The organism is Neorhizobium turbinariae, from assembly GCF_023223505.1.
Lineage (GTDB): Bacteria > Pseudomonadota > Alphaproteobacteria > Rhizobiales > Rhizobiaceae > Neorhizobium > Neorhizobium turbinariae.
In genome coordinates this window covers 299,892-326,211 of sequence record NZ_JALPRY010000001.1, presented here as the reverse complement: position 1 = coordinate 326,211, position 26,320 = coordinate 299,892, and the positions used below count along the sequence as shown (strand labels likewise).

General features: G+C 62.2%; 21 protein-coding genes. 8 read left to right on the top strand and 13 right to left on the bottom strand.

From position 1 onward, the window contains the following. Genes M0654_RS01490 through M0654_RS01480 form a run of 3 tightly spaced genes read right to left on the bottom strand, consistent with a single transcriptional unit; the run spans nucleotide 1 to nucleotide 1,762 of the window. Nucleotides 1-489 (bottom strand): Lrp/AsnC family transcriptional regulator, encoded by a 489-nt coding sequence (locus M0654_RS01490; protein WP_118849941.1) that lies wholly within the window; start codon nucleotides 487-489, stop codon nucleotides 1-3. Between the two features lie 48 nt (nucleotides 490-537). Continuing rightward, entirely contained in the window at nucleotides 538-1,182 is a 645-nt protein-coding gene (locus M0654_RS01485) for a uracil-DNA glycosylase family protein (protein ID WP_248681519.1), read from the bottom strand. Then, the gene (locus M0654_RS01480; RefSeq protein ID WP_248681518.1) at nucleotides 1,175-1,762 is read right to left on the bottom strand and encodes a thermonuclease family protein; all 588 of its coding nucleotides are present in this window, start codon (nucleotides 1,760-1,762) and stop codon (nucleotides 1,175-1,177) included. Before M0654_RS01480 ends, M0654_RS01485 begins: the two co-directional genes overlap by 8 nt. Before the next feature lie 121 nt (nucleotides 1,763-1,883). Here M0654_RS01480 and M0654_RS01475 point away from each other — a divergent pair, with 121 nt between their 5' ends. Further along, nucleotides 1,884-3,419 (top strand): sensor histidine kinase, encoded by a 1,536-nt coding sequence (locus M0654_RS01475; RefSeq protein WP_248681622.1) that lies wholly within the window; start codon nucleotides 1,884-1,886, stop codon nucleotides 3,417-3,419. A gap of 22 nt (nucleotides 3,420-3,441) precedes the next feature. On the opposite strand, the gene M0654_RS01470 is transcribed toward M0654_RS01475, so the two are convergent. From M0654_RS01470 to M0654_RS01455, 4 genes are all read right to left on the bottom strand, one after another. After that, entirely contained in the window at nucleotides 3,442-7,143 is a 3,702-nt protein-coding gene (locus tag M0654_RS01470) for an AsmA family protein (RefSeq protein WP_390919389.1), read from the bottom strand. 87 nt (nucleotides 7,144-7,230) lie between these two features. Next, the gene (locus M0654_RS01465; protein ID WP_248681516.1) at nucleotides 7,231-8,646 is read right to left on the bottom strand and encodes an FAD-binding oxidoreductase; all 1,416 of its coding nucleotides are present in this window, start codon (nucleotides 8,644-8,646) and stop codon (nucleotides 7,231-7,233) included. 112 nt (nucleotides 8,647-8,758) lie between these two features. Further along, nucleotides 8,759-11,986 carry an efflux RND transporter permease subunit gene (locus M0654_RS01460; protein WP_248681515.1) on the bottom strand — a complete coding sequence of 1,076 codons (3,228 nt, stop codon included), beginning with the start codon at nucleotides 11,984-11,986 and terminating at the stop codon, nucleotides 8,759-8,761. Further along, entirely contained in the window at nucleotides 11,983-13,209 is a 1,227-nt protein-coding gene (locus M0654_RS01455) for an efflux RND transporter periplasmic adaptor subunit (protein ID WP_248681514.1), read from the bottom strand. The genes M0654_RS01460 and M0654_RS01455 overlap by 4 nt, the downstream gene beginning before the upstream one ends. 285 nt (nucleotides 13,210-13,494) lie before the next feature. Between M0654_RS01455 and M0654_RS01450 the strand changes: the two genes are divergently transcribed. Both M0654_RS01450 and M0654_RS01445 read left to right on the top strand, forming a co-directional pair. Beyond that, the gene (locus M0654_RS01450; protein ID WP_248681513.1) at nucleotides 13,495-16,005 is read left to right on the top strand and encodes an ATP-dependent helicase; all 2,511 of its coding nucleotides are present in this window, start codon (nucleotides 13,495-13,497) and stop codon (nucleotides 16,003-16,005) included. An 80-nt stretch (nucleotides 16,006-16,085) separates the two neighbouring features. Next, nucleotides 16,086-17,231 (top strand): amidohydrolase, encoded by a 1,146-nt coding sequence (locus M0654_RS01445; protein WP_248681512.1) that lies wholly within the window; start codon nucleotides 16,086-16,088, stop codon nucleotides 17,229-17,231. A gap of 59 nt (nucleotides 17,232-17,290) precedes the next feature. On the opposite strand, the gene M0654_RS01440 is transcribed toward M0654_RS01445, so the two are convergent. Then, the gene (locus M0654_RS01440; RefSeq protein ID WP_248681511.1) at nucleotides 17,291-18,691 is read right to left on the bottom strand and encodes a DUF2778 domain-containing protein; all 1,401 of its coding nucleotides are present in this window, start codon (nucleotides 18,689-18,691) and stop codon (nucleotides 17,291-17,293) included. A 421-nt stretch (nucleotides 18,692-19,112) separates the two neighbouring features. Between M0654_RS01440 and pncA the strand changes: the two genes are divergently transcribed. From pncA to M0654_RS01425, 3 genes are all read left to right on the top strand, one after another. Beyond that, nucleotides 19,113-19,739, top strand: coding sequence for a bifunctional nicotinamidase/pyrazinamidase (pncA, locus tag M0654_RS01435; protein WP_248681510.1), 627 nt, complete (start codon nucleotides 19,113-19,115; stop codon nucleotides 19,737-19,739). A gap of 102 nt (nucleotides 19,740-19,841) precedes the next feature. Then, on the top strand, nucleotides 19,842-20,567 hold the full coding sequence (locus M0654_RS01430; protein WP_248681509.1) for an AzlC family ABC transporter permease: 726 nt from the start codon (nucleotides 19,842-19,844) through the stop codon (nucleotides 20,565-20,567). Between the two features lies 1 nt (nucleotide 20,568). Further along, nucleotides 20,569-20,883 (top strand): AzlD family protein, encoded by a 315-nt coding sequence (locus tag M0654_RS01425; protein ID WP_118849954.1) that lies wholly within the window; start codon nucleotides 20,569-20,571, stop codon nucleotides 20,881-20,883. Here the strand turns inward: M0654_RS01425 and M0654_RS01420 are convergent, their stop codons facing one another. Further along, nucleotides 20,884-22,716 carry an aminopeptidase P family protein gene (locus tag M0654_RS01420; RefSeq protein ID WP_248681508.1) on the bottom strand — a complete coding sequence of 611 codons (1,833 nt, stop codon included), beginning with the start codon at nucleotides 22,714-22,716 and terminating at the stop codon, nucleotides 20,884-20,886. A 245-nt stretch (nucleotides 22,717-22,961) separates the two neighbouring features. Here M0654_RS01420 and M0654_RS01415 point away from each other — a divergent pair, with 245 nt between their 5' ends. Beyond that, nucleotides 22,962-23,135, top strand: a complete 174-nt coding sequence (locus M0654_RS01415) for a hypothetical protein (protein ID WP_199925257.1) — start codon at nucleotides 22,962-22,964, stop codon at nucleotides 23,133-23,135. 178 nt (nucleotides 23,136-23,313) lie between these two features. Here M0654_RS01415 and M0654_RS01410 read toward each other — a convergent pair whose 3' ends face one another. From M0654_RS01410 to M0654_RS01400, 3 genes are all read right to left on the bottom strand, one after another. Then, nucleotides 23,314-24,192: a 50S ribosomal protein L11 methyltransferase gene (locus M0654_RS01410; protein WP_248681507.1), complete on the bottom strand. Its 879-nt coding sequence runs from the start codon at nucleotides 24,190-24,192 to the stop codon at nucleotides 23,314-23,316. Between the two features lie 68 nt (nucleotides 24,193-24,260). After that, nucleotides 24,261-24,860, bottom strand: a complete 600-nt coding sequence (locus M0654_RS01405; protein WP_248681506.1) for an SCO family protein — start codon at nucleotides 24,858-24,860, stop codon at nucleotides 24,261-24,263. Nucleotides 24,861-24,991: 131 nt separating this feature from the next. Beyond that, the gene (locus M0654_RS01400) at nucleotides 24,992-25,135 is read right to left on the bottom strand and encodes a hypothetical protein (protein WP_248681505.1); all 144 of its coding nucleotides are present in this window, start codon (nucleotides 25,133-25,135) and stop codon (nucleotides 24,992-24,994) included. A 120-nt stretch (nucleotides 25,136-25,255) separates the two neighbouring features. On the opposite strand from M0654_RS01400, the gene M0654_RS01395 reads away from it, so the two are divergent. After that, nucleotides 25,256-25,723, top strand: coding sequence for a chemotaxis protein CheW (locus M0654_RS01395; RefSeq protein ID WP_118849958.1), 468 nt, complete (start codon nucleotides 25,256-25,258; stop codon nucleotides 25,721-25,723). 45 nt (nucleotides 25,724-25,768) lie between these two features. Here M0654_RS01395 and M0654_RS01390 read toward each other — a convergent pair whose 3' ends face one another. Next, entirely contained in the window at nucleotides 25,769-26,260 is a 492-nt protein-coding gene (locus M0654_RS01390; RefSeq protein WP_248681504.1) for a CreA family protein, read from the bottom strand. Between the last annotated feature and the right edge of the window lie 60 nt (nucleotides 26,261-26,320).

Genomic DNA, 26,320 nt, shown 5'->3' with positions numbered 1-26,320 from the left:
TCAGTCCTCGCCGGCCTTCTGGTTGTCGAGGATCATGTAATCCAGCGGCAGTTCAGTCGTGTACTTGATCTGCTCCATGGCAAACGCCGACGACACATCGCGAATTTCGATCTTGGCGATCAGGCGCTTGTAGAAGGCGTCATAGGCGCCGATGTCCGGCACGACCACGCGCAGCAGGTAATCGACGTCGCCGCTCATGCGGTAGAACTCGACCACTTCCGGAAAGTCCACCACCACTTCGGAGAAGCGTTTCAGCCATTCGATCGAGTGGCTGGCGGTGCGGATCGACACGAACACGGTGACCTTGGTGTTGACCTTCACCGGGTCGAGCAGCGCCACGCGGCGGCGGATGACGCCGTCTTCTTCCATCTTCTGGATACGGCGCCAGCACGGCGTAGTCGACAGGCCAACCTTCTTCGCGAGGTCCGCAACAGCGAGTGTGGAGTCTTCCTGCAGTATGCGCAGGATCTTGCGATCAAGGCGGTCCATTATATCCCCTTCGAAATGATTTTTCGTTATACACCAGATTCTCCGGAATTAATCGAATTTTCTTCCCCTGATCAAGCTATCCACATGCTCGCGCAGCACCGGAAGCACGTCCTGCTCGAACCACGGGTTCTTGCGCAGCCATCCCGTATTGCGCCAGCTTGGATGAGGCAGCGGCAACACGCGCGGCGCCTGGTTGCCGAAGAAATACTCGCGCCAGTTCGCGACCGTCTCCGTCATTGCCTTCTTCCGTCGTGGTCCGAGATGCCAACCTTGAGCGTACTGACCGATTGCGATGACGAAATCGACCTGCGGCATAGATTTGAGCGCCCGCGTCCGCCAAAGCGGTGCGCATTCACGTCTCGGCGGAAGATCGCTCCCCTTGCTGTCGTATCCCGGGAAGCAGAAGCCCATCGGCAGGATCGCGAAGTTCGCCGGATCATAGAACTCCTCGCGGCTGACGCCGAGCCAGTCGCGCAGCCGGTTACCGGATGCATCGTTAAACGGCAGTCCGCTTTCGTGAACACGCAGCCCCGGCGCCTGCCCCGCAATCAGGATCTTCGCCGTCTGCGATAATACCGCCACCGGCCTTGGCTCGTGTGGCAGTCGAAAAGCGTCACCCTTGGCCGGCGCGTCACGACAGATGCGGCAGGCTGCGATCGCGGCAGACAGGGCTTCAACATTTTCTTCAGCCATGCTCGCCCTCGCTGACCTCTCGCCCCAGGGCATTCGAGATCCAACCGCCGATCATCTCGATGATCCCCGGCGCCTCCATCGAGCCGCGCGCCTGCCGCCAGGCCCGCGGCTCATCGAACGTCCCGCCCCAGAGACGTAATCGATCGCTGCGCGCCGCGACCTGTTCGCGTGCATAACCGCCGGAAGCGACCGCCAGGCCCTGCCGCACCATCTGGGCATTGATGTCGAACTCGCCCGACCGGCAACGCACCAGCAGGCGCCGGTAGCGGTCGCGGCCTCTTCCAACACACTCCACACCGTCCTCGCGCACGAACTCACCGAGCAATTTCTTAGCTTCGCGGCCGCATGCCCATTGCCCGCCGTCGGCATCTTCGCAGATCTGGTCCAGTTCCGGCGCATCGATGCCCTGAAGCCGCAGCCGCTCTTCGCCCACCGCCAGCGTATCCCCGTCCACCACATGAAAGGGGCCACTCATCCGGGTGTCGTCGCTGCCGTTCAGCCTGGCGGCGATCAGCATCATCAGAAACAAAAAGGCGGCAGCTATGCCGCCATCCCGGATTAACCTCGACAGTCGAGCCACATTTGAGCCTTAATCGAAAACGGAAGCTTCAGAGGAATGGCAAACAAATCCTTTCCCGGCAGTACTCTCTTAAGGTTTTAGCCATAGTCTCACAACCACCCGCGCAAGCAGTTCAGTGGCTATGAGTACCGGCGTCAGCACCTCAACCGACAAGATCATCGTCGATCGTTCGCGAAGCCACCGCAACAAGGCTGTGTCGAAGGCTGTCCGCGCGACGCGGGAACGTCTCCAGTCCAGCACCAAGGGCAACCAGGTCTTCGACCGCGATATGCTGGGCATGCACGTTACCTCCGTGCTGCAGGGCGCCTCAGTGGTGCCGCTGTTTGTCGTGCTCGTTACCGCCGTCGGCCTTTACCTCGACTCCGACCCGCAGTTCCTGGCCTGGGCGCTTCTCATGCTCAGCGTCCACGCACTCAACGTGTTCGTGTCGCGCCGGGCGAACCGCAAGGAAATCAGCGCCACCGAGGTCCAGGTCTGGCGACGGCGGCTGATGGCCGCACAGCTTCTCGTGGGCGTCGGCTGGGCAGCCTTTGCGCTGCAAAGCTGTAATGGCTGCTCCGGCGATACCTATTACTTCTACAAGGGCGCTGTGCTGCTACTGGCAGTGTCGATCACCGCGATGAGCAGTTTCATGCTGCGGCTCGGCATGCTGATCGGCTTCCTGCCCACGGTCGCGACCTTGGTCGGCATCGCCGTCTTTTCCCGCAGTGCGCTCGACATCGGCATGGCGGCCATGTGCGCTGTCGCGGTCGTCTTCTTTCATTATATCGGCGACCGGCTCTACCGCTCGAACCTCACCCTGATGTCCTACCAGTCGGAGAAGGACGACCTGATCGCCGAGCTCGAGGTGGCAAAGTCCATGTCCGACGAGGCGCGGCGACGGGCGGAAGAAGCAAACCTTGCGAAGTCGCGCTTCCTTGCCTCCATGTCCCACGAACTGCGGACGCCACTCAATGCGATCCTCGGCTTCTCCGAGGTGATGAGTTCGGAAGTGCTCGGCCCGCTCAACAACCCGACCTACAAGGAATATTCCGGAGACATCCACCGTTCGGGTCAGCATCTCCTCAACCTCATCAACGAGATCCTCGACCTGTCGCGCATCGAAGCCGGCCGTTACGATCTTGCCGAAGAAGCCCTGTCACTGCTGGAAATCGCCGAAGATTGCATCGGCATGGTCCAGCTCCGTGCGCGCGGCAAGTCGATCACCATCCGCCAGCAGTTCGAGCCGGAACTGCCACTCGTCTGGGCTGATGAAAAGTCCATGCGCCAGGTGCTGCTCAATCTCCTGTCCAACGCGGTGAAGTTCACGCCTCAAGGCGGGGAAGTCACGGTAAAGGTCGGCTGGACGGCCGGTGGCGGGCAATACGTCGCGATCAAGGACAATGGGCCAGGCATCCCCGAGGAAGAAATCCCGGTGGTGCTTTCTGCGTTCGGCCAGGGCTCGATCGCCATCAAGAGCGCCGAGCAGGGCACCGGCCTCGGCCTGCCGATCGTCCAGGCCATCCTCGCAAAGCACGACGGCCAGTTTATCCTGCGCTCCAAGCTGCGCGAGGGCACCGAGGCGATCGCCATTTTGCCGGCAACCCGCGTGCTGCAAAGCGTCCCGGCGGTTGCCGATGCACCGGCGGTCGAACGCCGCCGCAAGTCCTTCGCTTAAGCCTGGACAGCCAATCTCTTCATTATTGCTGAATGCCGGGAAGATCCGGACCCGGTCCCGATGGGCTCAGCGCCGGCGGCGGTGAGAGGATCTCGCTCTCCGGTGGAATGATGAACGGAGGTGGCGCCGCCTGCTTCTCGCGTTCCTCTTCCGCGGCCCGCGCGGCGGCGGCTTCCGCGGCCTGCCTTTGTCGCTCCGCTTCTTCCTCCTGAAGGCGCGCCCGCTCCTCGGCTTCCGCCTTTATCCGAGAGGCCTCGCGTTCTGCTGCCAGGAAATTGTAGAGCGCCACCTCGCGACGCAGGCGCTGCTTTTCCAGCACACTCGCCTGCAGGGCCTCCACCCGCCGCCGCTCCTGTTCATAGGCGCGCTGTGACAGGAAATTCGCCATCGGGCCGATCTCGATCCGTTGCTCCGGGCTGCTCAAGTTCCCGCGATACTGCAGTCGAACGGTCGGGTCGCCGCCTGCAAGCGCTTCCTCACCGGCGTCATAGGTCAAGGCCATTTCGGCGCTCATTCTGTCATCCACCACATCAAAGCGGCCGACGCCGACGAGCCTCGTCTTGCCGGTTGTCACAGTTACGGGCTGTGCCCGCGCCTCGCCCGCGGTGATGGTTACGGGCAACGTGACATCGCCAATCTCGGTCTTTCCTTGATTGACGAGCGCGGCAACCAGTGGCCGGATACGATCTTCGTTCACCTCGCCACCAAGCTTGTCCACCTGCGCCATCAGCGGACCGATCGCAGCACTGTTGATGCCGGCGATGCTCACGCCCTTCATGCGCAGTTCCGCCGAGCCGCTTGCCGCACCAATCAGTTCGGCCACACTCTTGCCGGTTGACTCCGCCGACATCGAAAAGTCGAGCCTGCCGGTCGCCACCGGCTTTTCGTCGTTCTGCCAGACAAGCGCAGACAGATCAGTATCGGTGCCGGACAGGCGTGCCTGCAACAACCCGGTGCCATCCGCGTTCGACATCATCAACCGGCCGGCAACTTCGCCGCTGCGCCACTTGCCCTTGCCGTCTTCGATGGTGATGCCGCCGCTGCGGTGGGTGACATTGGCACTGAAATCCCCAATCGTGCCCATGGCGCCCGCCCGCAGACTCTTGGCCTTCAGATCAAGCGTGACATCGAGGTCGGAAAACAAGGGATTCTGGAGAGGACTGGAGGAGAGCTTGCCTACACCTGGATCGGTGATCGGCCCGAACACCACCTCGCCAAGCCATGCTAGATCCACGTTGTCCACGGTAAGCGCACCGGTCGCCGGGCGACCCGGCGCCTTCCGGTCGACCGTCAGGTTGCCGGCAAAACTATTGCCCGCCGCGGCGCCCATAAGATCCGTCAGCTGAATCTGCTCCGGCTGCACCGCTAGATCAGCTTCAAGGTCCGTCGGGAGACCAATACCGAACTGCGGCAGCGTCCAACCCGTCATCAGCAGATAAGGCTCAAGATTGTCGCTCTTCAGCGCTAGGTGCCCTTGGCCCTCGCCAAAACCCTGCTCCTGCAGGTTCAGGTCACCGTTGAACGTCAGCGAGGTGCGGTCGGTGCGAAAGCTCAACTCCGTGCGCGCTGTTCCAGCCTCGACTTGCTGCAAGGTCAGTTCCAGCCGACCGGCACCATCTCCATCCTGCAGCAACGGGTCGAGGCCCGCCTGCCCGAGCAGGATCGAAGGGTCGGAATTGGCAAGCGATGCCGTGAGTGTCACCCGGTCACTGCCTGTGAGGTCGAACAGACCGGGCAGCTTGAGGTTAGCGTCCATCGCACTGCCGTTCGACTGGCCTTTTACAGTAACTTCCATCCCGCCGATCGCGCCACCGACGGTGAGGTCCGCTGTGAGATCCGTATCAGCAAACCAGCTCGCGCTGGCGGCCAGTCGCTGCAGCAGCGGATGCGGCGGCAGGCGATCACGCAACATGGCGAAGAAGGCCGACGGGTCCGGGGAGCGGAGGGTGAGATTGCCGCTGCCAGCATAGGACAGCAGCGAGCCCTCGACGCGGCCCTTGGCGGCAATTGCCGCACCCGAAAGGTCGCCGACCGTCAGGCGCTCCAGCGACAGGACGCCGCCGGCCGTGGTAAAGGCGGTATCGACCTTGCTCGCTGTCACCCCGAAGGCGTTGAACTTGTCCGCCTTCAGCGTTGCCGCGATCCGGTGATCCAGCACATCCTCGCCCGCATCGTTGCCGGTCAGAAGGCCGGCCAGCGCCTGCATCGCATCAATGTCGATCTCGTTGCCTGCCAGTGTCACAGAAAGGTTCGGCACCTCGCTTTGTGGCGACTGACGCTCCAGCCTTCCCTTCAGGATCGCGGGACCGATGGCCAGTTCCAGGTTGTCGAAGCGCTGCAGCTCCGGCGTCAGGTTGACGCGCGCCGAAAAGCCTGCCGAACGCAATTGCCGGATTGCCGGATCCACCCGCCCCGCAAGCCAATCCGCCAGACCCGACGGCTGGCTCGATGCCACCAGCATGTCGCCTGCGAAGGAGATGCGGTCACGCAGCGTCAGCGCACCCTTGGCTTCCAGCTGGGTGCGTCCGGGAAGCGTCGCCACCACATTGTCCACCGTCCAGCCGTTGCCGGCGGGCCGGACATCAAGGCGGATGTCGCGAATGGTTGTGTCGTTGGCCACGATCGCCGGAAGGCGCAGGCTCGCCCGGCCGGGCACCTGCGGAATCGGGATCGAGGCCGCCATGCGGATGAAGTTGTTGATCCGCCGCTGCGCGGAGGCGGCCGCATCACGGCTGGTCTTCGCCTGTGCCGCCCCCTCACCCAAGCGGTTGACATCGATCTGCTGGCCCTCGGCAGTCAGCAGGAACTCGGGCTGCGTCCCGGTGTCCAGCGTCGCTTCGCCCGTGATGACGTAAGGGTTGTCGAGCGCGCCAAGCTCAAGCCGGTATTCCGGAATTCGGATGCGCTCGTTGGTGAGTTCGAAGCCACCCTTTGCACGCGGTCCCGGTGGCGGCGGCGTGACCGGCTCCGTTTCGTCTTCCTCTTCCAGGAAGGTAAGGGTGAAGGCGCCGTTATAAGCTGGCTTGTTCTCGGCGATGCTGAGTTCGCCGTCGAGGTTCACCTCGACCGGCTGGGCGTCCGGCCAGAACCGCAGGCGCAGCGGAATGTGCCTCGCCTGCGCATCTGCCGTGCCGGTGGTGATGCTGAAGCGCGCCTCGTTGTCATCCAGCGTCGCATTGCCCTCGCCGCGCCACGGACCGAGCAGCGAGCCCGCCGACAGGTCCGCCGAAACGCCACGCAAATAGCGTGACTGGCCCGACTGCTCGTCGATCAGGTCGATCTCGCCGCCGGTGATGTGGACATCCTCAAGTACGACGCTGCGAGCCGGAATGGAAGCCTTGCCGCCCCGCATCCAGTCCAGCGTTCCGTCCTTCAGGATGCGGATACGCGCCTTCGGGCGATCGATGCGCATGTCGAAGATGCGCGCTTCGCCGGAGAGGAAAGGCGCAAGCTCCATGTCCATGGAAAACTGCGCGACCTGCACCAGCGGCTGGCCATCCGCATCCGTGCCCACCCGCACATCGTGCAGTGTTACCGAGGGAAACGGCAGGATGCGCGCATCGACGTTGCCGTGCACGGCGACCTTTTTCCCAAGGATGCGGCTTGCCTGATCCTCGAACGCGACGCGGAAGCTCGACCAGTCCAGGAAGAAGGGAGCCAGCAGCGCTGCGAAAAGCACCACTACGACCAATCCACCCAATGCCAATAGGATGCGCCCGAGCAAATCGCGTTCCCTGCGTTCAGAAGTTCTAAACTAGTTCCACCGCGCCCATAGCCAAGTCAAGCACATGCGGGCCACACTCACGCCCGATCAGGAGGTGGGGCGGAAGATCTTGCCCGGATTGAAGATATTGTCCGGATCGAGGCTCTTCTTGATCGTCCGCATCACGTCGACCGCGCCGCCAAGCTCGTCTTCGAGAAAGGACATCTTCCCCTGCCCGATGCCGTGTTCGCCGGTGCATGTCCCGTCCATGGAAAGCGCACGCTTGGTAAGCCGCGCCGTGAAGGCCTCGACCTTCCCAACGGAAGCCGGATCCTTGCCGTCGAACAGAACGAGCACGTGGAAATTGCCGTCGCCTGCATGGCCCACGATGGGCGCCAGCAAGCCCTCCGCCACGATGTCCGCCTGCGTTTCGACCACGCATTCGGCAAGCCGGGAGATCGGCACGCAGACATCCGTCGACAACCCATCCAGTTCCGGGGCAAGCGCGCGGCCTGCCCAATAGGCGTTGTGGCGGGCCTGCCAGAGCTTCGCGCGCTCGTCGGCATTCGCGGTCCACTGGAACTCGTCACTACCGCATTCCGCAGCAATTTCCGCAAACTGCGCAGATTGCAGCGCCACCGTTTCTTCCGTGCCGTGGAATTCCAGGAAAAGCGTCGGTTTCTCCGGATAGCTGAGCTTGGAATAAGCGTTGACGGCACGCATCTGTACGTCGTCAAGAAGCTCGATGCGCGCGACCGGAATGCCCATCTGGATCGTCATGATGACGGCGTCACAGGCTGCCTTCACCGTGGGGAAGGCACAGACACCCCCGCCGATCTTCTCAGGGATGCCCTGCAGACGCAGGGTGATCGAAGTGATGACGCCAAGCGTCCCTTCCGAACCGACGAACAGCCGCGTGAGGTCGTAACCGGCAGACGTTTTTTTGGCCCGTCGTGCGGTGCGGATCTCCTCACCATTTGCCGTCACGACGGTAAGCGACACGACGTTGTCTTTCATGGTCCCGTAGCGGACCGCATTGGTGCCGGAGGCGCGGGTCGCCGTCATACCCCCGAGCGTCGCATTGGCGCCGGGATCGATGGGGAAGAACAAACCCGTTGCGCGCAATTCGCGGTTCAGCTCTTCCCGCGTCACGCCGGGCTCCACGGTCACGTCTAGATCTTCCGGACTGATCCGTAGCACCTTGTTCATGCGGCTGAAATCGATCGAGATACCGCCGGACGGCGCATTCACCTGGCCTTCAAGCGACGTGCCGACACCGAAGGGGACGACCGGCACCTTGTGCTCGGCGCAGGCTTTGACCACCGCCTTCACGTCATCGGCGCTTTCGACAAAAACGACGCCGTCCGGAAGCTGGGAGGTGAGATAGCTCGTGGTGTGGGCGTGCTGCTCGCGAAAAGCCTGCCCGGTCTGGAAGCGCTCGCCGAAGGACTGTTTCAGGATGCCGAGCACCGTTGCGATGCCCTCTTCGTTGCGGATGCCCGCTCTCACGTCCTTCAGCGCCATGACCAATCTCCCAAAGCTTTCAATGCTTTGTTAGGCGACGTGCGCGTGTTTGTCCACTCGCTTGGTGGCGGGCAGTCGACCCCGCCACCCTCTGGCAACCTGCCCCCCCTCCCTATTCGGCAGCGAGCAGCGGCGGTTCCTTGTTGTCCTGGTTTTCCGCGTCGGTACCATCATCAGCCGGCTTGCGCTTGATGTGCTTGCCCGATGCGGCATCCACGAGTTCCTGGTGGAAGCGCGCTTCCTCATGCACGTGCGGCTTCGCGAAACGGGCGATTAGCAGGTAGGCGACCGGCGTGATGAACAGCGTCACGCTGACGGCGAGACCAAGCCCGCCGACGATGACCCAGCCAAGCGCGGCACGGGCTTCGGCACCCGCACCTTCCGCCAGCACCAGCGGCACGCCGCCGATGATCGTGGCGATCATCGTCATCATTACCGGGCGCAGGCGTACCGAGCAGGCCTGTTCGATCGCCTCACGAACCCCTGCCCCTTTGTCGCGAAGCTGGTTTGCGAACTCCACGATCAGGATGCCGTTCTTCGCCATGACACCGACCAGAAGAACAAGGCCGATCTGGCTATAGACGTTGAGGCTCGATCCCGTCAGCACCAGCGCGATGGCAGCGCAGGCAAGCCCCAGCGGCACCGTCGACATGATGATGATCGACGACAGCACGCTTTCAAACTGCGCCGCCAGAACCAGGAAGATGATGGCAATCGCAAAGCCGAAGGTCATCAGCATCGCGTTGGAGTTTTCTCCCAGCGTCTTCGCTTCCGCCATCGGCATCAGGCGCACACCTTCGGGCAGCAGCGGATCGGCAAGCGCCGTCATCTCGCGGACCGCGTCGCCCAGCGCGACGTTGTTCGGCAGGTTGGCCGAGATTGACACCGACGCCAGTTGCTGTTCACGGTTGAGCTGCGGCGCCACCGCACCTTCGTTCAACGTCGCAATGGTCGACATCGGCACGATCTTGCCGTCGCCGGTCTTGAGGAAGATGTTCTCAAGATCAGTCGGATCGTCGAGTGGACGCGTCGTTGACGTCAGCTTCACCGACAATGCTTCGCCGGCCACGAAGACATCCACAACCGAGCGCCCCTCGAGCAGCGACTGCACGGCGGTCGAAAGGCCGGTGATGTCGATGCCAAGGTCGGACGCCCGTTCGCGATCGATCGCGACAGAAAGCTGTGCCTGGGTCGGCTCGTTGGTGAGGCGCGGCGTATCGAAGAGATCGCGACGCTGCTCCATCTGCGTCACGAGCTTCTGGGCCGTTTCCGTCAGGAGATCATAGTCGTTGCCGACGAGCGCCATCTGCATGCCGTTGCCGGCGCCGCGGATCTTCAGGCTGTTTGCCTGGATCGCGAAACCGCGCAAAGCCGGCACCTTGGCGACTGCCGCGTTCACATCGGCGGCAATCTGGTCCTGGCTGCGTTCACGCTCACCCCACGGTGCCAGCGTGAGCACCATGAAACCGCTGTTCTTGTTGCTGCCGAAACCGGAGATGGAGAAGATGTTGGTAACTTCACCCGCCTCGCGCAGCGGCTCTAGGTATTCCTCGACGCGCTGCATCTGGTCGCGCGTGTAGTCGAGGCTGACGCCCTGCGGAGCCGTCAGCCGCAGCATCACCGAGGCGCGGTCCTCGCGCGGCGTGAGCTCATTGGTGACCTGGCCGAAGACCATGTAGGAGGCGAAGGCGAAGATCGCCGAAAATACGATCACGACGAGCGGCGCATTCAAGCAGAAGCGCAGCGCGCGCATGTAGATACGGGCGAAGCCGTTGCCGATTGCGCCCAGAAAACCGTGATCTTCGGTCATCGGCTTGGTCAGCATGCGCGAGGCAAGCATCGGGCAAAGCGTCAGGGCGGTGATCGAGGACAGCCCAACCGCGAGCGCCAGAACGAAACCAAATTCCTTGAACAGCCCGCCGATCTGGCCGGGAAGGAAGGAGAGCGGAATGAACACGGCAGCAAGCGTCGCTGTCGTCGCCAGAACGGCGAAGAACACTTCCTGCGTGCCGAGCACGGCCGCAGCCCTTGGCCCCATGCCTTCGGACCGCCGTCGCACGATATTTTCGAGCACGACGATACCGTCGTCCACCACGAGGCCCGTGGCCAGAACGATGGCGAGCAGCGTCAGGATGTTGATCGAAAAGCCGATGAGATAGATCGCCACGAGCGTGCCGATCAGCGCCACCGGCATGGTGAGCGCGGGGATCAGCGTCGCGCGCCAGTCACGCAGGAAGAGCCAGATGACGAGGAGAACAACACTCGCCGAGAGGGCAAGCGCGATTTCCACCTCATGCAACGCTCCCTGGATGAAGATCGCGTCGTCGCTGGTGACGATGAGGCGCGTGCCTTCAGGCAGGATGTTGGCCATGTCGGCCACCGCCTTCTTCACGCCTTCCGAAATGTCGAGCGTGTTCGACTGCGCCTGGCGGATGATGCCGAGACCAACGCCCTGGACCGCGTTGGAGCGCAGCACCGTGTTGCCGTCATCAGGACCCAGTTCCACCGTCGCGACATCGCGCAGTCGTACATTCGGAGCGACGAGGACGTTTTCGAAGTCCTGCGGTTTCGTCAGGTTGGCCGTAGCCCGCACCACGATGTCCTGGGTGCGGCTCTGCAGCGAGCCGGCCGGCACGTCCAGCGCAGCACTGGCCAGCGCCCGCGACACATCGGCAACCGTCATCCCGCGGCCGGCCAGGGCTTCCTGGTTGACGTCAACGCGGAAGATCTTCTCCTGGTCGCCATAAAGCTCGACGTCTGCGACGCCTTCGACGGCGGCAAGCCTGTCGATGATCTCATTGTTGACGAGCTGCGTGAGGTCATCCATCGACAGCGTCGATGAAGTGACGGCAAGGCGCATGATCGCCTCGGAATTGGCGTCCGCCTTGACGATCCGCGGCTCATCGACCTCGTCCGGAAGCCGGTTGCGAACGCGGCCGACGGCATCGCGCACATCGTTTGCAGCTTCCGACAGGTCCACCGTGTCGGAAAATTCCATGGTGACGCGGCTGGAGCCGAACTGCGACTGGGACGACAGTGCCTTCAGGCCAGAAACGCGTGCGACCGCGCCTTCGATGACCTGCGTGACCTCCTGGTCCATGGTCTGCGGTGACGCGCCGTCGTAATTGGTGCGAACGGTAATGACCGGCTGGTCGACATCCGGCAGTTCGCGCACTTCGATCCCGGCAAGCGCTGCAAGGCCTGCAACAACCAGAAGAGTATTGAGCACGGCGGCAAGCACCGGCCGGCGGATGAACAGCGCGGTAAAACTCTGGCCGGTCCGCGCGACGTCGACCTGTTCCTCGTCGGGCTGCTCGATCACGGGCGTGTCGGACTTCATTGGCTAGCGACCTCCGCCGTTTCCTGGGCACCACCGATGCGCACGGGCGCACCGTCACGCACCCGCTGCAGGCCTTCCGTGGCAACGCGGTCGCCTTCCTTCAGATCGGCTTCGACGAGAACCGCATCCGGGTTGCGCTGCACGACGCGCACCCGCGTCTTGTAGGACTTGTCGTCCTTGATCTGCCAGACGTACGAACCTTCGCTGTCCCACTGGATCGAGAGAGGATCAACGGCCGGGAACTGCTCGCCCTTGAAGCGCATGGTGACGCTGAAGGACATGCCTGCGCGCAGCTCGTCCTTCGGGTTTTCAATCCGGGCGCGCACGCGCATGGTGCGGCTCGCCGGATCGACGCGGTTGTCGATCGCATCAACCTTGCCAGCAAAAACCAGGCCGGGCCGTGCGATAGCGCTTGCCTCCACCGCCTGGCCGGGCTCGATCGCCACGGCAAAACGCTCCGGAGCCCAGAAATCGACGAGGATCGCTGACCTGTCGTCGATCGTCACGATGCTGGTCTGGGTGGTGACATTGTCGCCGACATTGACCGGGACGATGCCGGCAATACCCTCGATTGGCGCCACGATATCGCGACGCTTCAGGTTGAGCTCGGCGGTGGCAAGCGCCAGCTTGGCGGATTGTTCGGCGATCTGGGCATCAAGAACGTCAAGCCGCGCGACCGACTGCAGGTTCTTGTAGGAGGCTGATTTCTCCTGGGCGCTCTTCAGCGCGACCTGCGCCTTGTCGCGCTCGATGATCTGCTCGTCATCGTCGAGACGTGCCAGCACCTGGCCCTTCTCGACCTTCTGGCCGGCGGTGACCATGATCTCGTTGATGGTGCCCGATGCCTGCGGCATGACCACGACGGTCTGCACCGCCTGGCCGCTGCCGATTGCCGACAACTGGTCATTGACGACGCCGATCTTCACCGGCTGGACCGAAACGAGCGTGGCGCGATTTGCCCCGCCCGGACCACCGGGTCCACCCTGGCCGCGTCCCTGACCTGGGCCGTTCGCAGCAGCCTGCCCGCCATTGCGCGGCCCACCGGCTGCAGGCTCCTTAGCGGCAGATGCATCCTCGGATGGAGAGGTGATGGCCGCCAGCACCGGTTGCGGAACGCCCCAGCCTGCCAGCGTCTGGCCTGCGGATGGAACCATGTAAATCCAGAGTCCGAGTGCTGCCGCAAGCAGCACAAGACAGAGGAATAGCTGTTTCCAAATCCGCATTCAAAACTCCAGAGGTTGCACGTCGCGCATGATATTCTAAGGTCTGCCAAATATCGCCGATTCAGAGCCGTAAGCAATGCCTGCAGGGGCTTTCTTACGAAATTGTAATATCACGGAAAATTCAGTTTCACCTGCCTTTCCCATGCCCAAAGAACATGCAGCCGACGCCCGCGTCATGTGCAGGATGCATGCTCCCGACACACTTTAGCCGCCTCTTGCGGAAAGACTGGGAATAAAAGAAGAACGCTTCCTAGCCTTTCGGGCCCGAATCATTACATTGGCCGCATGACTAACAGTTTCGACGACATTCCGTTCTTCGGTGACGAAGACGAACCGGCAGCGCGCAAGCCGCAAGCGCCGGGAGAACGGCCTCAGGCTGCCGCAGGCGGTTTGGGTATCGCTGCCCGCGCCATGGCCGCACGCGGAGGCCAACGCGAGGCGCCCGATTATCTTTCGGGCCTTAATCCGGAGCAGCGGGAAGCTGTTGAAAAGACGGATGGCCCGGTTCTCGTGCTCGCAGGCGCCGGCACCGGCAAGACGCGCGTGCTCACCACCCGCATCGCCCACATCCTTGCAACCGGAAAAGCCTTCCCGAGCCAGATCCTGGCGGTGACCTTCACCAACAAGGCTGCTCGCGAGATGAAAGAGCGCATCGGCATGCTGGTCGGTGGCGCCGTGGAAGGCATGCCATGGCTTGGCACCTTCCACTCGATCGGCGTCAAGCTATTGCGCCGCCACGCGGAATTGGCAGGGCTGCGCTCCAACTTTACCATTCTCGACACCGATGACGTGGTGCGGCTGATCAAGCAATTGATCCAGGCGGAAGGGCTCGACGACAAGCGCTGGCCGGCCAAGCAATTCGCCGGCATGATCGACACCTGGAAGAACAAGGGCCTGTTGCCTGCCGACATTCCTGAGGGTGACGCGCGCGCCTTCGCCAATGGCAAAGGTCGCGAACTCTACGCCGCCTACCAGGCGCGCCTTCGCACCTTGAATGCCTGCGATTTCGGCGACCTGCTGCTCCACCCGATCGCGATCTTCCGCAAGACGCCGGACCTCCTGAAGGAATATCACCAGCGGTTCCGATACATCCTCGTCGACGAGTACCAGGACACCAACACGGCGCAATACATGTGGCTGCGGCTTCTGGCGCAGCGGCCGCAGGGCGTGCCGCAGAACGTCTGCTGCGTGGGTGACGACGACCAGTCGATCTACGGCTGGCGCGGCGCGGAAGTGGATAACATCCTGCGCTTCGAGAAGGATTTCCACGGCGCCAAGGTCATCAAGCTTGAGCGCAACTATCGCTCGACCGAACATATCCTCGGCACGGCCGGCCACCTGATTGCCCATAACGAAGGCCGGCTCGGCAAGACGCTTTTCACGGATCGGGTAAACCCTGATGACGAAAAGGTGATGGTGCATGCCGCCTGGGACTCGGAGGAAGAGGCCCGTGCGATTGGCGAAGAGATCGAGCGTCTGCAGCGTGGCGACGGCATTCCGGGAAGCGAAGGCAAGAAGCACGCCTTGAACGACATGGCGATCCTGGTCCGCGCCTCCTTCCAGATGCGCGAGTTCGAAGACCGCTTCGTCACACTTGGCCTCAACTACCGCGTCATCGGCGGTCCGCGCTTCTATGAGCGGCTCGAGATCCGTGACGCCATGGCCTATTTCCGCCTGGTCTGCCAGCCCGCCGACGACCTCGCCTTCGAGCGCATCATCAATACGCCAAAGCGTGGGCTGGGCGATACCACGATCCGTTACCTCCATGACTACGCCCGTGCCCGTGACATCCCGATGCTGCAGGCGGCTGCCGATATCGTCGAGACCGACGAGTTGAAGCCCAAGCCACGCAAGGCGCTGTTCGATGTCGTGCAAAGCTTCAGGAACTGGAGCCAACGGCTTGAATCGACTCCGCATCTCGACCTGGCGGAACAGATCCTCGAAGAAAGCGGCTATACCGACATGTGGAAGGCCGACAAATCGGCAGAAGCACCAGGCCGGCTGGAAAACCTGAAGGAACTCATCCGCTCGATGGAAGCGTTCGAGAGCATGCGCGGCTTCCTGGAGCACGTGTCGCTCGTCATGGACGCCGAGCAGAACGAAAACCTCGACGCTGTCTCGATCATGACGCTGCATTCCGCCAAGGGGCTGGAATTCGACACCGTCTTTCTTCCCGGTTGGGAGGAAGGTCTCTTCCCGCACCAGCGGGCGCTCGATGAAGGCGGACGTTCCGGGCTCGAAGAAGAACGCCGCCTCGCCTATGTCGGCATCACCCGCGCCAAGCGCCGCTGCCATATCTGGTTCGTGTCGAACCGGCGCATCCATGGCCTCTGGCAGTCGACCATGCCGTCACGTTTCCTGGATGAGTTGCCGCAGGCGCACGTGGATGTCGCAGCCTCCGAAACCAACTACGGCGGATACGGCGGTCGCGGCGGTTATGGGCAGTCACGCTTCGACAAGGCAGATCCCTTCGCCAACAGTTATTCGACGCCCGGCTGGAAACGCGCCCAGGCCAACAAGACCGACGCGACCCGCGACAACTGGGGCAGCCGCTCCGGCCATTCGATCGAGCGGATCGGTTACGGCGAAAGCGGACCTCGTGGCCGCACCATCGACGGCGAACTGGTCGCAAAATCGGTGGCGGACGTGCCGTCGCAGTTCTCCGTCGGCGACCGGGTCTTCCACATCAAGTTCGGCAACGGCAACATCTCGGCCATCGAAGGCAACAAGCTGACGATCGATTTCGACCGCGCCGGGCAGAAGCGGGTGCTGGAGGGATTTGTGGAGCGGGCATAGCGCCCACCCCGCTTCGCTTGCAGAAACAGGCCACCCCGGTTAACTCTGAAACCAGAGGATCCATTCGTGCGGAGGCGGCCATGTATCTCACCAACCAGGACATGATCGAGCTGACGGCATGGCGGCGTAAGCTGCATTCCATGCCGGAAGTCTCTCGTGAGGAAGTGGCGACCGCCGCCGAAGTCCAGGCTTTCCTGGCGCCGACCAACCCGGACCAGGTGATTTCCGGCCTCGGCGGCACCGGTGTCGCCGTCGTATACGACAGCGGCAAGCCCGGCCCCACCGTGCTCTTCCGCTCCGAACTCGACGCGCTGCCCATCGAGGAGCTCAGCGAGCTCCCACACCGCTCCAAGATCGCCGGCAAGAGCCATATGTGCGGCCATGATGGGCACACGGCGATCCTTGCCTCGCTCGGTCGTCAGTTCGGGCGCGAGCGGCCGAAGAGCGGACGCGTCGTGCTCATGTTCCAGCCGGCCGAGGAGGATGGCTCGGGTGCCGCCGCCGTTCTGGCGGACGAGCGTTTTTCCAAGGTGAAACCGGACTACAGCTTTTCGCTGCACAACTTTCCGGGCCTGCCGCTCGGGCATGTCTGGCTGAAGGAGGGCGTGGTCAACTGCGCCTCGCGCGGCCTCAAGATCAAGCTGTCAGGCCGCACCGCGCATGCCTCCATGCCGGAAACAGGTATCTCGCCTGCCCCTGCCGTGGCGCAGTTGATGACCGCCCTGACAAGCCTTAGCCGCGGCACTGTGGCGGGCGAGGATCTGGTTCTTGCGACCGTAACGCATGCGGTGATCGGCGAGGCCGCCTTCGGCATCGCGCCCGGCTATGCCGAAGTCTGGGTAACGCTGCGCACCATCACCGACGACGAGATGGCGACACTGACGAACACGGCGGAAACGCTGGTTCGGAAGGTGGCGGGCGATGGCGAGCTGGAATTCCAGCTGGAATATCACGACTTCTTCGATCACTCGGAAAACAGCCCGGAAGCAACGAGGATCCTGCGTGCGGCGCTGGATGCTGAAGGTGTAAGCCACGAGCCGGGGCTGGCGTTGCGGGCATCGGAGGATTTCGGGCGTTTTGCGGCGGTCTCGAAATCCGCCATGTTCTTCCTCGGGGCCGGCGAAAATGTCGCAGCCCTGCACAACCCGAACTACGATTTTCCGGACGATCTCATCCCGATCGGCACCCGGATCTTCATGCGCGCCGCACGCGACATTCTCGGGTAACCGCATTGGAACTGGGGAAGTGGTTGAAGCCGCTGGCAAACCAGCGGCTTTCTTCATGGTCAGGCGTCGCTGCCGCTGAAAAGCTTGGCAAGGAAGTTGCCGTTGGAGCCGCCGCCCGGGCGCTTTCCGTCCCACTTGGGCACAATCACCATGTGGGTGATCTCGCCGCGCTGGAAGGCCTTCAGGAACTTGTCGTACTGGGCAAAGGCAACGCAGCCATGCGAGTCACCTTTCACACGCAGCAGGTAGCTGTGAGCGAGAAGACCTGTGCGGTTCTGCGGATGCTTGCCATCAACGGAAGTCAGGCGGATTGCGGCAACGCCGTGGAACAGCTTCTCGCGCATTGAAAGCTTGTAGGTGCCGGGCGGGGTCGGCCCACGCATCTTTACATGGGTATATTTCGGGTTGTCACGCATGCTGCCGATGCCGGAATGCGCCTCGAGCTTCGTGCCGTTCGGCATGTGAACAACGCCGTTGGTGATGTCGTAGATGGCGACCTTCGAACCGATGCCTGGCCAGCTCGGAGCAGACGGCGCCGGACGCGACGGCTCCTGGCGCATCGGGTTGTCGGGCTTGGCAAAGGCAAGCGCAGTCGGCTTGTCGTCATCGTTGCCACGCGGCTTTTGCGGCGCAACAGCGGCGATGGCGGCCAGCGCATTTGGCTTCGCCGGCTTTTCAGCCTGTGCGAGGGAGGTCGACGGACGGATTACCGGCAGCGGGCCGGACTTCGGCAAAGAGTGGGTTTCCACCGGAGCAGGCTCGGGCAGCGAGGCGACGACAGTTTCTTCCGTCTCCTCCTCAAGCGAAGTATCTTCCAGCGCGGCCATTTCGACCGGCTTCATGTCCTTGAGCTCGGCAACCGAGGTGGCCGGCGGCGCATCCTGGATCAGGTCTGGCAAGCTGCTGTCGCCGCGCGGTGCCACGACCACGAGGCTCGCCATCGCGGAGCCCAGGATTGAGCGGACCTGGTCCGCGCCCGGGCGGCTTTTCTCGAGCGCTGCGAACTGCTGGTCCATTGCGCGGTTGCGGGCGGCGCTCGCAAGAGCCGCCTGCAGCGCAACCTGAACATCGGCAGGTTCCGGGCGGCGCGCGGCAAGTGCTGCGGCCGCGGCACCTTCAAGGCGACCGGCCTTCGGTTCGGCCGGACTGCTGCCCGGAAGCCGCGAGAACTTGTTCACGTCTATATCGATGGGGCCGCGATTAAGGGGGCCAGCGGCAAGCGCGACCTCGTCGAACGATGCCATCGTGGCGGCCGGCTTCGGCATCGCCACATTGATCTTTACTTCGGAGGCTGGTTTGACCGCTGTCGCCATCGTGGCCATGGAGGCGCAGACAAGCGCGCCCACCGTCATACCCACGCCAAGCGCGACATTTGTCAGAAGGGAGCGGGATTTCTTCCGGCGTGCAGTCGTCTTGCGAACCTGCTTGCCCTGGACTGCTTTCGGAACCGAACCCGCCATCACTCGTTACCCAAACCGTTACTCACACAGGCGGCCCATGCTTGCGCAAGGCTGCCGACACAAAGGCTGTGACCCGGTCGGGCTGAAGGATTACGTCCCTCACCCAAGCCATCAGCTCGAATGTGAGAATGAACGGATATGGTAACCAATGTCTTTACGCCGCCCCGCTTCTGAACTTCAGTCGAATGGTTAAAAGAGCATGCGGCCGGAAGTTTAGCCGAAATGCGGCAATGGCATGACCATCGCGTGCAGATTAAGGCGTCCACGTCCCTCAACTGTTGTTTCTTAGCCACAAGAACCTGCAACTTCAACTGAAATCGACTCACGTTCTTCTTGGCTGAAACGCCCGCAGAGACTTGAATATGGTTGCCTGCGAGCCGCCCCCTTGGCATGGTATTTCCAAGCGAAGGAGGATTGGCTGATGAAGGCGCTGCTGCTCGTCGATATCCAGAACGGTTTTTGTCCGGGTGGAAACCTGCCGGTTCCCCACGGCGACGAAGTCGTGCCGGTTGCAAACCGCCTCATCGAGGATGGCGGCTATGATGTCATCGTCGCCTCGCAGGACTGGCATCCGGAAAATCACGGCAGCTTTGCCTCCCAGCATGGAGGAAAAAAGCCTTTCGAGATGGGCGAACTCTGCGGCACTCCGCAGGTTATGTGGCCGGATCACTGCATCCAGGGCACACCCGATGCCGAGTTTCACCCCGATCTCAATATCGACGCGGTGGACTACATCCAGCAGAAGGGCGAGAACCCTGCCGTCGACAGCTACTCTGCCTTCCGCGACAATGACCAGGCGGCGGTCACCGGCCTCGCCGGTTATCTCAGGGCGCAGCAGGTGACGGAACTCGACATCTGTGGCCTCGCCACCGACTATTGCGTCAAGTTTTCCGCGCTCGACGCAATCGAGATGCTACCCAACGTCAAGGTACGCTTCATTGAGGACGCCAGCCGCGGCATAGATCCGCAGGGCGTGCGGGCCGCAATCGAGGAAATGCGGTCGCGCGGCATCGCCATCTGCAACAGCAGCGACATCCTTTCCGACTGACTTGCCGATGCAATAGTTCAGCGGAATCGATTGTCCTATCAGCCCAATTGAATTGCACCGGAGAACCCGCGGCCCTAAAGCCGGGGCGAAGGGAACTCCATAATGAATCGTACTGAACTGAGCGAGGGGCTGAAGGGCGGCATGATCATCGCCCTTTCCTCTGCGCCATTCGCGGTGCTGTTTGGCGCCGTCGCCGCCGACAATGGCCTGTCGGTCGCCGAAGCCGGCCTGATGAGCGCCATCGTTTATGCGGGCGCCAGCCAGCTGGTGGGCATCGAACTGTTCGGCCACCATGTTGCGCCCTGGCTCGTGGTGCTATCGGTCTTCGCCGTCAACTTCCGCCACATTCTCTACTCGGCGGCGCTTGCCCGCTTCATCACCCATTTCACGCCGCTGCAGAAGTTCTTTGCCTTCTTCCTGCTCACCGACCCGCAGTTTGCCGAAGGCGTCAACCGGGGCGAAAGCGGGCGGGGCGTCAGCTTCGCCTGGTATATCGGCTTTGGTGGCACGATCTATTTCCCATGGCTGTTCTTCAGCATGGTCGGCGCCTTCTTCGGGCGAATGATGGGCGACCCGCGTGTTTTCGCAATCGACGCGCTTCTGCCCATCTACTTCCTCGGCCTTGTTGTAGGCTTCCGCCGCAAGCCCGGTTTCTACCCGACCGTCATCGCCAGTGCGGCAGGCTCAGTGTTCGGTTACCATTTCGTCGGCTCGCCCTGGCATGTCAGCATCGGGGCAGCCGTTGGCGTCATTGTTGCCGCAGCGTTGCCGCTACAGCAGGAGGTGGTTGGCGAGGTACCGGCAGCAGCAACCGAGGCGGAGACCTAAGATGGATTTCCAGGTCTCCCTCGAAATGTCGCTCCTCATCCTCGCGGCTGCAGTCGCGACGTTTCTCACGCGCATCGGCGGCTATATCCTGATCACGCGGATGAACACGATCCCGCCGCGTGTCGAGCAGGCGCTGAATGCGGTGCCCGCGGCCGTCCTGACGACGCTTGTGGCGCCCGCCTTCTTCAACGGCGGCTGGGACTTCAAGATCGCCATGTTCGTCGCGATGGTGGTCAGCCTGCGTTACCCGGGCCTCTTGATGCTCGGCGCCGGATGGGCGGCGGCCATGGTCTGCCGCCACCTCTTCGGGCTCTGATCAGGCGAGCGGATCGGTCGCCTTCACCAGCCAGTCCTCGACCGCCGCGTCGTCCAGCAGCGGCAGCAGTTTTTCACGCACATCCGCATGATAGGTGTTCAGCCAGTCGAGCTCCTCGACCGTCAGCAGCGACGTCACGACAAGGCGCCGATCGATTGGGCACCACGTCAGCGTCTCAAACGACAGCATCGGCTGGTCGCCACCAGCGATATCTTCCGACGCCTTCACGAAGACCAGGTTCTCGATGCGGATCCCGAAGGAACCGGGACGGTAATAGCCCGGCTCGTTGGACAGGATCATGCCGGGCAGAAGTTCCTGCGTTGCAAGCCGCGAGATCCGCTGCGGCCCTTCGTGGACCGAAAGATATGAGCCCACGCCGTGGCCAGTGCCATGTGCATAGTCCGCACCCGCCTTCCAGAGCGCAATGCGCGCCAGAGGATCGAGGTCGCACCCGCGCGTTCCGTTCGGGAAACGGGCAGTGCTGATCGCAATCATGCCTTTCAGCACCAGCGTGAAGAAGCGCTTCTGCTCGTCCGGCACCTCGCCAATCGCAACCGTGCGGGTGATGTCCGTGGTGCCGTTGACATATTGGGCGCCTGAATCAACGAGGAAAAGCTCGCCCGCATTGAGCTTGCGGTCGGTTTCCGTGCTGACCCGGTAATGGATCACCGCGCCATGTTCGCCGGCACCGGAAATCGTTTCGAAGGAAATGTCCTTGAGCGGGTTCTGCATGTTCTGGCCGACACGAGCACGCGCAGCTTCCAGCGCCTTCACCGCATCGATTTCTGTCAGCGTACCCGGCGTTTGGCTGTCGAGCCAGTACAGATACTCCACCATGGCCGCACCATCCTGCAGATGCGCTTTCGCCGAACCTTCCAGTTCCGCCTGGTTCTTGCAGGCGCGCGGCAGCTTGGCAGGATCGGTCGCTTCCACCACTTCGCCACCGGAAGCGATGATCGCCTTGGTCACGGCGAGAGGTGCAAGATCCGGATCAACGAGCAGCTTTCCGCCATTGGCGGCATGAGCCGAAAGGCGGTCGAGGAATTCTGCAGGCGCACACTGCTCCGCCATCTGCGCAAGATATGCGGTCTGCTCAATCCCAGTCTTTGCCTTGTCGAGAAAGATCTCGGCCTTGCCGTCGGCCGCGATGATCGCCCGCGAAAGGGGGTGCGGCGTGTGCGGTACGTCCTCACCACGGATATTGAAGATCCACGCAACGGAGGATGGATCGGTGATGATGACGGCCGCCGCACCCTTGTCCTTCACCTGAGCGGCAATCTTGGTGATTTTCTCGGTGGCCAGAACCCCGGCATGCTCATGTTTCTGGATGGCGACGGGGCCGAGGGGTTCCGCCGGGCGATCCGTCCACAGGGCATCGAGCGGGTTTGTGGGGAGCAGCACCAGCTGCCCACCGATTTCGGCCAACGCTTTTTCGAGGCGGCGCACTTCCGCACCGGCATGCAGCCACGGGTCGATGCCCAGCCGAAAGCCTTTCGGCGCATTTCGCGGCAGCCAGACATGCGGCGGATCGTTGACGAGATCGCCGCCGGTAAACAACTCCTGGTCAACCTGCTCGGCAAGCTGGGTGACGTAACGGCCATCCACAAAGACCACCGCCTCGCGCTGCGTGATCAGCGCCACGCCGGCGGAGCCCGTAAAACCCGTCAGCCACGACAAGCGCTCGGCGCATGGCGGCACATATTCGCCCTGGTATTCATCGGCGCGCGGCACTAGGAAACCATCGATCCCGAGCTCATCGAACTTCGCGCGCAAGGACTGGACGCGGCCTCGCCCGAACTGTGGGGTGGATTTGACTTCAAAGGATTGGAACATGAAAAGGATCCGCGTCTGATTCTTGCGATATGCCATATGTTACCAAGTCGGGCGTGCTCTGCCAGCACCCACGATGCCGCCATCTTGAGCAGCAGCTGCCGCATCAGGTGGCAGCTCAGCCGAGACCCATGCAGATGGTGCATGGCACCATTGTAACAGCCCCTCTGACTGTGCGCTGCAGCATTAGCTATATACGGATCATCAGACGGGCGCCGAACAAGGCCCGCTTCCAAAGGATCATCATCATGGCAAGCTCCTTCTTCCGCAATGCTTTGAACCGTGTCGTCGAAGCCCGCGAACGTCAGGTTGCCCGTTATGTTAATGGCGCCCTGCTCGGCCTCGACGACGAGACCCTGAAGGGCCTCGGCACCAGCCGCGAAGAACTGCGCCGCAAGGGCGCACAAAGCTACGTATTCTGATCCAAGGCTCGGGCGGAGATCTCCTCCCTCATCCGCCCGCGCTTTCAGAATACGAGGTCCGCTCGAGCAGTTCCTCCCACAGCTCGCGGACATGATCGGCCTCACAGCTGATCTGAAGCGGCACCTCCAAGTGCCGCTTTTTCTTTGCTTTCAATTGTGAAATTTGCTCGCGTCGCGCTTAGTCCTTGCGCAGGTGGATAGTCACCCAACCGTTGCGCCAGATCGTGCGGATATGGCTGAGGCGAACGCCGCTATAGGCCGCCAGAACCTTCCAGCGCTGCTCCGCCAAGATCCCCGATAGGATAACCGAGCCGCCGGGCGCCAGATGCGCCACCAGCTGCGGCGCCATCTTGATCAAGGGGCGAGCCAGGATATTGGCGATGATGAGATCGAAGGGGCCGTGGCGATCAAACGCTGGCGAATGGAAGCCGGGCGCCGTTTCCAGGCTGATGCCGCTTGCAATTCCGTTGCTGCGGACATTTTCCTTCGCCACCCGCACGGCGACGGGATCGATATCGGTGGCGAGCACAGGCACCGGCTTCAGCTTGTGCACCGCAATCGCCAGGACGCCGCTGCCGGTGCCGAGATCCAAGGCGTTGCGAACGGGACGCGCCCGCACCACCTGTTCGATCATCTCCAGGCAGCCTGCCGTGGTACCGTGGTGACCGGTGCCAAACGCCTGGCCGGCTTCGATCTCGATCGCGAGATCGTTCACCCTCACCTTGTCGCGATCGTGGGAACCGTGGACCAGGAACCGCCCTGCCCTGACAGGCTTCAGGCCCTCCAGTGACTTGGCAATCCAATCAACATCGGGAATGACTTCGCGTTCGATGACGGCATCCGGGAAGGCATGACGGAGACCTTCGGCCACGCGCGCGCGCACCATGTCCTCGTCCTCGGCCATCATGTAAACGGAGGCTTCCCAAATGTCCCGCTTCTCGTCCACCTCCGTGGTGGCGATGGCGAAATCTTCCTCACCGAAGACCTCGCTCAGGATATCGAGTATCTCGGCCGCACCCTTTTCGGTGGACGTGACGTAAAGGCGGATTTCGCTCAAGGGTGGGTCTCGCTGCAAATATTTGGATGCCGGAGGATTGCCACACAATCGGCCCCGGCTTCAAGGCGTCAGCCGTTGATGAGGTTCTCGAGCTTCTTGATCGCCGTGTCCGGATTCTCGCCATAAGCGATCGTGCCGGCAAACCGGCCGCCATTGTCGAGCAGGAAGACGGATGCCGTGTGGTCCATGGTGTAGTCGCCGTCCGGGTCCTTTTCATCGACCGGCACCTTCTTGGCATAAACCTTGAAGCCCTTCACCATTTCGTTCACCTTCGCAGGCGGGCCCGAAATGCCCTTCACGCGGTCGGTGACGTTGGACACGTACTGGCCAAGCAATTCCGGTGTGTCGCGTTCGGGGTCAACGCTGACAAAGAAGCCGTTGATCTTGGTGCCGTCCGGGTCGACCTTATGCATCCAGCCGTTCAGCTCGAACAGCGTCGTCGGGCAGACTTCGGGGCAATGGGTAAAGCCGAAGAACAGCGCCGTTGGCTTCTCCTGGAACGCCTTCTCGGTGATCGGCTGGCCATCCTGCGCAACGAGCTGGAACGGTACGCCAAACGGCCCCTCGGCCAGCTGCTGCTTGGACTGGGTAATCGTCAGCGTCAGGAAGACAAGCACGCCTGCCAGCGCCACCACTGCGATCCAAAGAACAATGCGAAAGGTCTTCATCCGTGACTCGTCGGTTTCAGCGCGTGAGGGAGCATCCTTTGATGCGTGGCCTAAACCCCAAGTCTGCGCCGTGCAACTCAACAAACTGTTTGAAGGTCAGAAGCGCTGATTTGTCCCACCCGCCGGTGGCATCAGAAGCACCAGGGAATCCCGGTTTCCGCAAGCGACAGCAGGATGGAGGAGCCATGCTGCATCCAGCCATAGAAGGCCGCGCCACCAATCCCGAGAAGGAGGAGGCCGAAACCCATCATGATCGGAAGGTGGCTCGTGCTCATCACCCAATCCTACAACGCTTGCCGCCCCTGAGGAAGAGCACGCAACCGTCAAACAAGATTAGCCGTGCATTAACGTCTAGCTGATAAACCAATCCCAACGACGGAAATGGGAATTCTGACATGACGAACGCCATCAAGCAGTCCGGTGCCTATCTCGAGATTGTCTCGTTCCACCTTGGTGACCAGGAATTCTGCATCGATATCATGGCGATCCGCGAAATTCGCGGCTGGGCGCCGGTGACGCCGATGCCCCACACGCCACCATACGTACTGGGCCTCATCAACCTGCGTGGCGCCGTGATTCCGGTAATCGACATGGCCTGCCGCCTCGGCATGAAGATGACCGAACCTTCGGAACGTTCAGCCATCATCGTCACCGACATCCGCGGAAAGCTGGTAGGCCTCCTGGTCGAGCAGGTCTCCGACATGATGACCATCAAGGGTGAAGACCTGCAGCCGGCGCCGGAAATCATTCCGGAAACGCAGCGCGCTTTCTGCCGCGGCATCGTGGCGCTGGAAAAGACCATGGTCTGCTTCCTCAACCTCGACACCGTCATCGCTGACGAACTGTCGCGCGAAGCAGCCTAAGCAGAGAAACCACTCGACGACGACGCGGCAATCTGCCGCTTCACATCAAGGCTTGCCGTTTTTCCAGGTCACTTCCTGGCCGTAAAGCGGGATGGTGGAAATCGCCATCTTGGCCGAGCCATCGACGACCTGGCGCGAATGTGCCAGGTAGATCAGCGTGTTATTCGTCTTGTCGTAGATGCGCTTGACGAGCAGATCCTTCCAGATCAGCGAACGACCCTGCCGGAACACCTCCTCGCCGCCCTTGCCAAGGTTGATCTTGTCGATCGCGATCGGGCCCGTCTGGCGGCACGAAATCGAGTTGTTCGACGGATCCTCGAACCAGTTGCCGTTTTTCAGCCGGTCAATGATCCCACGCTCGAAATAGGTGACGTGGCAGGTGACGCCCTTGATCTGCGGATCGGGCACCGCTTCGATGATGATGTCATTGCCGATCCAGTCGACACCCACCTCGCCCACCACCTGCGCAGAGGCCGGCAGCGTCAAAGCACCTGCCGCGACTATGAGGGTGGATAGAAATCTGCTGAGGCGGTTCATGCGGGCTATCTCCGGTAAACGATACGTGATCAGAGATAGGATTAGCCGGCCGCGAAACAA

Excerpts from the sequence above, each read along its gene's own strand:
- M0654_RS01490 (WP_118849941.1), bottom strand. The coding sequence starts at position 489 with ATGGACCGCCTTGATCGCAAGATCCTGCGCATACTGCAGGAAGACTCC.
- M0654_RS01485 (WP_248681519.1), bottom strand. The coding sequence starts at position 1,182 with ATGGCTGAAGAAAATGTTGAAGCCCTGTCTGCCGCGATCGCAGCCTGC.
- M0654_RS01475 (WP_248681622.1), top strand. The coding sequence starts at position 1,884 with ATGAGTACCGGCGTCAGCACCTCAACCGACAAGATCATCGTCGATCGT.
- M0654_RS01465 (WP_248681516.1), bottom strand. The coding sequence starts at position 8,646 with ATGGCGCTGAAGGACGTGAGAGCGGGCATCCGCAACGAAGAGGGCATC.
- M0654_RS01460 (WP_248681515.1), bottom strand. The coding sequence starts at position 11,986 with ATGAAGTCCGACACGCCCGTGATCGAGCAGCCCGACGAGGAACAGGTC.
- M0654_RS01455 (WP_248681514.1), bottom strand. The coding sequence starts at position 13,209 with ATGCGGATTTGGAAACAGCTATTCCTCTGTCTTGTGCTGCTTGCGGCA.
- M0654_RS01450 (WP_248681513.1), top strand. The coding sequence starts at position 13,495 with ATGACTAACAGTTTCGACGACATTCCGTTCTTCGGTGACGAAGACGAA.
- M0654_RS01445 (WP_248681512.1), top strand. The coding sequence starts at position 16,086 with ATGTATCTCACCAACCAGGACATGATCGAGCTGACGGCATGGCGGCGT.
- M0654_RS01440 (WP_248681511.1), bottom strand. The coding sequence starts at position 18,691 with ATGGCGGGTTCGGTTCCGAAAGCAGTCCAGGGCAAGCAGGTTCGCAAG.
- pncA (WP_248681510.1), top strand. The coding sequence starts at position 19,113 with ATGAAGGCGCTGCTGCTCGTCGATATCCAGAACGGTTTTTGTCCGGGT.
- M0654_RS01430 (WP_248681509.1), top strand. The coding sequence starts at position 19,842 with ATGAATCGTACTGAACTGAGCGAGGGGCTGAAGGGCGGCATGATCATC.
- M0654_RS01425 (WP_118849954.1), top strand. The coding sequence starts at position 20,569 with ATGGATTTCCAGGTCTCCCTCGAAATGTCGCTCCTCATCCTCGCGGCT.
- M0654_RS01420 (WP_248681508.1), bottom strand. The coding sequence starts at position 22,716 with ATGTTCCAATCCTTTGAAGTCAAATCCACCCCACAGTTCGGGCGAGGC.
- M0654_RS01415 (WP_199925257.1), top strand. The coding sequence starts at position 22,962 with ATGGCAAGCTCCTTCTTCCGCAATGCTTTGAACCGTGTCGTCGAAGCC.
- M0654_RS01405 (WP_248681506.1), bottom strand. The coding sequence starts at position 24,860 with ATGAAGACCTTTCGCATTGTTCTTTGGATCGCAGTGGTGGCGCTGGCA.
- M0654_RS01400 (WP_248681505.1), bottom strand. The coding sequence starts at position 25,135 with ATGAGCACGAGCCACCTTCCGATCATGATGGGTTTCGGCCTCCTCCTT.
- M0654_RS01395 (WP_118849958.1), top strand. The coding sequence starts at position 25,256 with ATGACGAACGCCATCAAGCAGTCCGGTGCCTATCTCGAGATTGTCTCG.
- M0654_RS01390 (WP_248681504.1), bottom strand. The coding sequence starts at position 26,260 with ATGAACCGCCTCAGCAGATTTCTATCCACCCTCATAGTCGCGGCAGGT.